Source organism: Pseudovibrio sp. JE062, assembly GCF_000156235.1.
Lineage (GTDB): Bacteria > Pseudomonadota > Alphaproteobacteria > Rhizobiales > Stappiaceae > Pseudovibrio.
In genome coordinates, this window is sequence record NZ_DS996810.1 from 159,464 (window position 1) to 166,340 (window position 6,877).

Annotated in this window: 8 protein-coding genes; 3 read left to right on the forward strand and 5 right to left on the reverse strand. The window is 49.8% G+C overall.

The window, feature by feature from the left end; translation table 11 throughout:
• Positions 1-38 precede the first annotated feature (38 nt).
• On the forward strand, positions 39-1,025 hold the full coding sequence (locus tag PJE062_RS15420) for a D-glycerate dehydrogenase (protein WP_008550212.1): 987 nt from the start codon (positions 39-41) through the stop codon (positions 1,023-1,025).
• A gap of 48 nt (positions 1,026-1,073) precedes the next feature.
• On the opposite strand, the gene dnaQ is transcribed toward PJE062_RS15420, so the two are convergent.
• From dnaQ to PJE062_RS15445, 5 genes are all read right to left on the reverse strand, one after another.
• On the reverse strand, positions 1,074-1,784 hold the full coding sequence (gene dnaQ, locus PJE062_RS15425; protein WP_008550235.1) for a DNA polymerase III subunit epsilon: 711 nt from the start codon (positions 1,782-1,784) through the stop codon (positions 1,074-1,076).
• 2 nt (positions 1,785-1,786) lie between these two features.
• Entirely contained in the window at positions 1,787-2,386 is a 600-nt protein-coding gene (coaE, locus tag PJE062_RS15430; protein WP_014283261.1) for a dephospho-CoA kinase, read from the reverse strand.
• Positions 2,387-3,220, reverse strand: a complete 834-nt coding sequence (locus PJE062_RS15435; RefSeq protein ID WP_008550460.1) for a shikimate dehydrogenase — start codon at positions 3,218-3,220, stop codon at positions 2,387-2,389. It lies immediately after the preceding gene.
• Entirely contained in the window at positions 3,217-3,813 is a 597-nt protein-coding gene (locus tag PJE062_RS15440; protein ID WP_037037219.1) for a Maf family protein, read from the reverse strand. The genes PJE062_RS15435 and PJE062_RS15440 overlap by 4 nt, the downstream gene beginning before the upstream one ends.
• Positions 3,814-3,874: 61 nt before the next feature.
• Positions 3,875-4,723 (reverse strand): pyruvate, water dikinase regulatory protein, encoded by an 849-nt coding sequence (locus PJE062_RS15445; RefSeq protein WP_075698400.1) that lies wholly within the window; start codon positions 4,721-4,723, stop codon positions 3,875-3,877.
• A 427-nt stretch (positions 4,724-5,150) separates the two neighbouring features.
• Between PJE062_RS15445 and hemE the strand changes: the two genes are divergently transcribed.
• Both hemE and hemJ read left to right on the forward strand, forming a co-directional pair.
• On the forward strand, positions 5,151-6,179 hold the full coding sequence (hemE, locus tag PJE062_RS15450; RefSeq protein ID WP_008550342.1) for a uroporphyrinogen decarboxylase: 1,029 nt from the start codon (positions 5,151-5,153) through the stop codon (positions 6,177-6,179).
• Positions 6,180-6,208: 29 nt separating this feature from the next.
• Positions 6,209-6,637 (forward strand): protoporphyrinogen oxidase HemJ, encoded by a 429-nt coding sequence (gene hemJ / locus PJE062_RS15455; RefSeq protein WP_008550558.1) that lies wholly within the window; start codon positions 6,209-6,211, stop codon positions 6,635-6,637.
• Positions 6,638-6,877: the final 240 nt, after the last annotated feature.

Sequence of the window (6,877 nt, forward strand, 5' to 3'; positions counted from 1 at the left end):
GTTAAAAAACTTCAAATTTTTGACAGAAGGCGGGGACGATGCCAAAAAAGAAGCCTATTGTGGTTGTGACGCGGAAGCTGCCGGATGTTGTTGAAACCCGCATGCGCGAGCTTTTCGACACACGCCTGAATGAGCATGACAAGCCATTTACCCAAGCTGAGCTCGTAGAAGCCGTCAAAATTGCTGATGTACTCGTCCCCACCGTTACAGATCGCATTGACGCTTCGGTTTTGGCTCAGGCTGGCCCTAATCTGAAAATGATCGCCAACTTCGGCAATGGCGTCGACAATATCGACGTGATCTCCGCAAATAACCGCGGCATTGCTGTGACCAACACTGCTGGTGTGATGACTGAAGACACCGCAGACATGACCATGGCGCTTATTCTTGCTGTTCCTCGTCGCCTTTCTGAAGGCATGAAGAAGATTGAGAACAAGGAATGGGATGGTTGGTCTCCGACCTGGATGCTTGGCCGCCGTATCTGGGGTAAGCGCCTTGGAATTATCGGCATGGGCAGGATCGGTCAGGCGGTCGCCAGACGCGCAAAAGCGTTTGGTATGTCTATCCATTACCACAACCGAATTCGCGAGCCACTGGAGCTTGAAGAGCAGCTGGAGGCCACTTTCTGGGAGAGCCTCGACCAGATGCTTGCGCGTATGGATGTTGTTTCCATCCATTGTCCGCACACACCGGGCACTTACCACCTGCTTTCTGCACGTCGTCTGAAGCTGATGAAGCCGGATGCGTATATCGTGAACACTGCTCGCGGTGAGATTGTTGATGAGAATGCGTTGATCCGCCAGATCGAAGCGGGTGAGCTTGCAGGGGCGGCGCTGGATGTGTTTGAGCATGAACCTGCGATCAATCCGAAGCTGGTTGCTTCCGACAAGGTCGTCGTACTGCCTCACATGGGATCTGCGACCATTGAGGGGCGTATTGATATGGGTGAGAAGGTTATCATCAATATCAAAGCCTTCATGGACGGGCACCGTCCACCAGATCGCGTTCTGCCATCTATGCTCTGATAAGAGATTGAAGCGCTTCAGATTTCTGGAGCGCTTTTTGTTTGTGCCTTACTTCAGATACTTATTCCATGCAGGGTCGGTTTTCATGCCTGCGATGAACTTGGCGTGGGCTTCGATCTCTTCCTCTGACAGGGCAGGGGAGAGGGGAACCGGGCGCTGTTTGGCGGCAATGCGCTGTTTTGGCTGGTCATCGCCGATGTTGTCGAGGTCGATCGCCTCGTCATCAGGCATCAGGCCGAGATTTTTCTGCTTACCGCCGTTCATCTCCAGATAAACTTCAGCCAGCAGTTCGGCATCGAGAAGCGCGCCGTGGTAGACACGCTTGGAGTTATCTATGCCGTATCGGGAACAGAGCGCATCAAGGGATACGGAACCGGTTGGGAACTTGCGCCGTGCCAGTTTGAGCGTATCCAACACCTGAGTGTTTGAAATCTTTGGCTTATTACAGCGGGCGAGCTCCATGTTGATGAAGCCCATATCGAACGGTGCGTTGTGAATGACGAGGCGAGCATCACCAACAAAATCAAGAAATTCATCCGCAACATCAGCAAAAACAGGCTTGTCTGAGAGGAACTCAGCGGAAAGACCGTGAATGCGGAAGGCTTCTTCCGGCATATCGCGCTGCGGATTGACGTAGAGGTGGCAGGTGCGGCCTGTCGGGATAAAGTTGATGAGCTCCACTCCACCGATTTCAACCAGCCTGTCACCATCAAGCGGATTCAGGCCTGTGGTTTCCGTATCGAAGGAGATTTCGCGCATAATTACACCGTTCTAGAAGCGATGGAGGACACAGCCCGCATGATGGCACCCACTGCGCGACGGGCTGGTTCGATACCCCGGCCAGTGTCGACAATAAAGTGCGCTCTTTTGCGTTTTTCTGCGTCGTTAAGTTGTTTCGCGTTGATAGCCTCAAATTTCTCTTCTGTCATGCCTGCTCTTTCAAGAACACGCTTGCGCTGCACATCATGTGGTGCAGAAACCACGACAACGGCATCAACAGTCTTGTGCTTGCCGACTTCGAAGAGGAGAGGGACATCGAGAACGACGACCTTGCGTCGATCTTTTTTCGCTTGCTCCAAAAACGCGGTTTCAACTTCCTGAACGAGCGGGTGGATGAGGCTTTCGAGAAGCATCATTTTGGCTTTGTCATTCAGAACGATCTTGCCGAGGGCTTCCCGGTCGATCCGACCGTCTTTCACGGTACCTGGAAAAGCCTTGCCGACAGGCTCTACAGCTTTACCGGCGTAAAGTGCATGGACAGCGGCGTCTGCATCGTAAACAGCTGCTCCTGCCTCTGCGAAGAGCTTTGAGGTGGTTGATTTCCCCATTCCAATTGAGCCGGTCAGACCGAGAATAACCATTCAGGCAAGTCCCATTTCTTTCAGTATGATCTCACGAAGTTCATCGGTGACTTCCGGGCGAACTCCGAACCATTTTTCAAATCCCGGTACTGCCTGATGAAGCAACATACCCAGACCATCGACAGTCGGGTTTCCACGTTCCGCAGAGTCCCGAAGCAGTTTTGTTTGTAACGGAGAGTAAACTATATCCGTCACAACTGCTGATTTCGACAGGTTATCAAGATCAACATTTAATTCTGGCTGTCCAGTCATACCAAGTGAGGTCGTGTTCACCAGAAGATCTGCTTCTCCAAGCTTTTCCCCCAGAGTATCCCACGTGATTGCGATGGTATTTGGACCAAAATGATCGGCTAGTTTCTGAGCTTTTTCCAAAGTTCTATTGGCAATATACACTTCTGTGTATCCTCTGGAGAGCAGCGCCCAGATAATCGCCCGAGAGGCACCGCCAGCCCCCAGAACAATGGCCTTGTTCCCATAGTTATCCCAGTTTGGCAACATCTGATCGAGATTGCCCAGGAACCCAAGCCCATCGGTATTTGAACCGTTGAGAACGCCCGCTTCATCCAGCCAAAGTGTGTTGACCGCACCAATCATTTTGGCTGCATCATCAAGTTTTTCAGCGGAGTTGTAGGCATGTTCCTTGTTGGGAATAGTCACGTTGCAGCCGACAAAGCCGTGCTCAGCCAATGAGCCGTAGAAGCCTTCGGCAGTCTCAGGAGGAACGTCCTGTGCGATGTAGCTGCCTTCAATACCATGCTGTTTAAGCCAGTAGCCGTGGATCAAAGGAGATTTGGAGTGGCCGATTGGGTGACCTGTGACTGCCGCGTTCCTCATTTCTTCAGCACCTCGATGTCACGAAGGAAGGACAGGAGGCTGAGGAGAGGGAGGCCGAGCACTGTGAAGTAGTCACCTTCAATCTTTTCAAAGAGCTGAACGCCTTCTGCTTCCAGCTGATAAGCGCCAACGCTGGAGAGGATTTCGGTTCCGGTCTGCTCGATGTACCAATCCAGAAAATCTGCGGAGAGCTCACGTACATGTAGGATCGCTGTTGAAATGCCTTCCCAAACAACTTCGCCGTCTTTCACCACACAGGCTGCAGAGTGGAGGGCGTGGCTTTTGCCTGAAAAGCTTTCCAATTGTTTGCGAGCCACTTTCAGGTCTTCCGGCTTAACAAGGCGTTTTCCTTCAAAAGCCAGGATCTGATCTGCTCCGACTACGTAAGCACCGTGATTTCGTGCAGAAACTTCTTTCGCTTTCGCAACGGACAATTTGGCTGCAATGGTTTCTGGATCCACACCAGTGGAAAGCAATGGCTCTTCAATCTGACGCTCATCAACGTTAGCCGGGATACGATCAAAGATCAGGCCTGCATTTTCCAAGAGAGTCGCGCGAATTTTACTTCCGCTCGCTAATACCAGTCGAGTCATACTCTGCTTTCTCAATCTGAGGATTTCTTGTGCTGTTTATTGGGATAAAGCGCGATGCTTCTCAATATTCTTCTGTCTCTTTTTGCTCATTTTTATGCTTTCGGAGCAAATCCATGATCTCTGCGGCCGTTTCTTCAATAGAACGGCGGGTTACATCGATCAGAGGCCAGCCATTTTCAGCGCACAACCGTTTCGACATAGCAATCTCCTTGGCGATTGATTTGCGATCAACGTAGGTGTCGTTATCTGTTTTGGCATCGAGCGAAAGAATACGGTTTTGGCGGATATCCCGAATTCGTTCTGCGGTGGCCATCAGGCCCACCACAAGGGGTTTCCTGGCTTTCAGAAGCTGGCGGGGAGGGCGCATGTTGGGAATAAGCGGAATATTGGCCGCTTTGATGCCCCTGTTGGCCAGATAGATGGACGTTGGCGTCTTTGAGGTTCGGCTGATACCGACGAGAATGACATCTGCTTCTTCCAAAACCCCAGCGATTTGGCCGTCATCGTGCAACATGGTGTAGTTCATGGCTTCCATACGCTGGAAGTATTCCTCATCCATCACGTGCTGTCCGCCAACGCGCCACGTTTCTGTGACGTTCAGATAGCTATGGAAGACTTGATAGACGGGTTTGAGAACATTCACACATGGCAGGCCAAGATCCTGACATTTACGCTCCAAGCGGCGGGCATAGGATTGTTCCACAAGTGTGTAGAGTACGATTCCGGGAGCAGATTCAATCTCTTCGAGGACTCTACTCAACTGTTTGTCATGACGGATCAGCGGATAAACGTGCTCAATAGGCTGAATATTCTCATATTGCGCGGTCGCAGCCCGCACAATTGTCATCAAAGTTTCGCCCGTTGAATCCGAAACCATGTGTAAATGGAAATAGTTAGAGTGGTTACCCAAGGTATCATCCTCAACATTCCTGAGAGATCAGGGATAACTACCCAAATCTCACTGTGCTTCCAAATTAATGCCCGTTGACCCTAATCCGTCAACAATTCCATATTTTGAGAATACTGATTTCGAAACGACTTGGATAAACGGGATTGCACATTGCCCACGCAAAAGATTCACAGCACAGCTTACGGGATAAACTGTGATCTGTGGTTATTTTCCAGATTGTAACCCATTGAATCTTTAGAAAAAACAATTTGTTTTCGACTCCTGTTGAGAGTCTTGGTTGAATTTGATCTTTGACTTTTCCTATTTGGGTTTTCTCAGTTAGGAATTGTGGAACGAAATTGATCCCTGCTATTCACTCACTAATAGAAATAGAAACTTCCTCTAAAGAGGATTCTTTTTAAGCAGGCTTGGGAAAAAGAGGCGATTTATGGAATCTCATGAAAGAGCGGTAATGCGCGTTTTGGCAGGCGAGAAACTTGAACGCCCACCAATCTGGATGATGCGTCAAGCAGGCCGCTATTTGCCTGAGTACAGAGCCGAGCGCGCAAAGGCTCCGAACTTTCTGGACTTCTGTTACAACACCGATCTTGCAACAGAGGTTACTCTCCAACCAATTCGCCGGTATGGCTTTGATGCTGCCATCCTATTTTCTGACATCTTCGTTGTTCCAGATGCGCTTGGCTACCCTGTAAATTTTGAGGAGGGTCGAGGACCAGTTCTTGAACCACTTTCTATCGGACAGGTTGAAAAGCTTGATCAAGCTAGGACGATGGAGCATTTGGCTCCTGTTATCGCCACAGTCGAGCGCCTGAGAGCAGAGCTACCGACTGAAACCACCCTTCTGGGCTTCTGCGGAGCCCCGTGGACGGTTGCTTGCTACTCAGTGGCAGGTCATACCACCCAGGACCAGGTTGCCGCTCGTATCGGCTCCTATAAGGATCCTGCGCTGCTGACTGCTTTCATTGATCAGCTCGTTGAAGCTTCCATCACTTATCTGGTGGCTCAGTTGGATGGCGGTGCTGATGCGCTGCAGATCTTTGACACCTGGGCAGGTGTTCTGGATGACATCGGATTTGAGCAGTGGTCTGTTGGCCCGACCCGCAAGATCGTTGATGGCGTGAAGGCTCAGCGTCCGAACGCAAAGATCATTGGTTTCCCGAAAGCATCAGCTGCTCGTTTGAAGCGTTATGTTGAAGGCACTGGCGTTGATGCTGTTGGTCTGGACTGGACTGTTCCGGCTGAAGTTGCTCAAGAGATCCAGAAAATTGTGCCTGTTCAGGGAAATATGGATCCAATGCGTCTTGTTGCCGGTGGACGTGCGCTTGAAACTGGAATAGATCACGCTCTCGAAGTTCTTGGTAATGGTCCGCACATCTTTAACCTTGGTCATGGCGTTGTTCCGCAAACTCCGCCAGAACATGTTGCTGAGATGGTTAAGCGGGTTAAAGGCCTGTAAGCAGCACTGAAGAATTAGAGGCGCGGATTATGGAAGATGCATATTCCTGGGCGAAGTCCCTACACATTATTTCTGTGATCGCCTGGATGGCGGGTTTGTTCTACCTGCCGCGCCTTTTTGTTTATCACACGACCGCTGAGATCGGTTCTGATAAGAGCGAGACCTTCAAAATCATGGAGCGCCGGTTGCTTAAAGCGATCATGGCTCCTTCCATGATGGCCACATGGATTTTCGGATTGTGGCTGGTTTATCTGCTCGATGCGTATTTTGATCTTTGGTTTATGCTGAAGTTTTCGCTCGTAATACTGATGACGATATATCACGTGATGCTTTCGCGTCATGTCACCAAGTTTGCGCAGGATCAAAATAAGAATAGTGAACGCTACTTTAGAATTATTAATGAAATACCGACACTATTAATGGTTGCAATTGTGTTCCTGGTGATATTTAAACCCTAGGTGATCCGAACTTTCGGAAACTAATATTGAAAAATTAGGAGAATTAGTGGGCAATAAGCACTTGCCGAATTGAATTCGATTAGTTATTGTCCCCGCAACTTCACGATGCAGCTTGAGTGATCACTGATCTCCTGGTGATTATCGAAGGTCGATTAAATTCGAATCCAGGTGAGCTGCAATTCCCCCCTAACGTTTAGAGTTCGAAAGTTCTTCAGCCTGATAAGCTAAAGCAAGTCTAGA

Coding starts and splice junctions, on each gene's coding strand:
- PJE062_RS15420 (WP_008550212.1), top strand. CDS start 39: ATGCCAAAAAAGAAGCCTATTGTGGTTGTGACGCGGAAGCTGCCGGAT.
- dnaQ (WP_008550235.1), bottom strand. CDS start 1,784: ATGCGCGAAATCTCCTTCGATACGGAAACCACAGGCCTGAATCCGCTT.
- coaE (WP_014283261.1), bottom strand. CDS start 2,386: ATGGTTATTCTCGGTCTGACCGGCTCAATTGGAATGGGGAAATCAACC.
- PJE062_RS15435 (WP_008550460.1), bottom strand. CDS start 3,220: ATGAGGAACGCGGCAGTCACAGGTCACCCAATCGGCCACTCCAAATCT.
- PJE062_RS15440 (WP_037037219.1), bottom strand. CDS start 3,813: ATGACTCGACTGGTATTAGCGAGCGGAAGTAAAATTCGCGCGACTCTC.
- hemE (WP_008550342.1), top strand. CDS start 5,151: ATGGAATCTCATGAAAGAGCGGTAATGCGCGTTTTGGCAGGCGAGAAA.
- hemJ (WP_008550558.1), top strand. CDS start 6,209: ATGGAAGATGCATATTCCTGGGCGAAGTCCCTACACATTATTTCTGTG.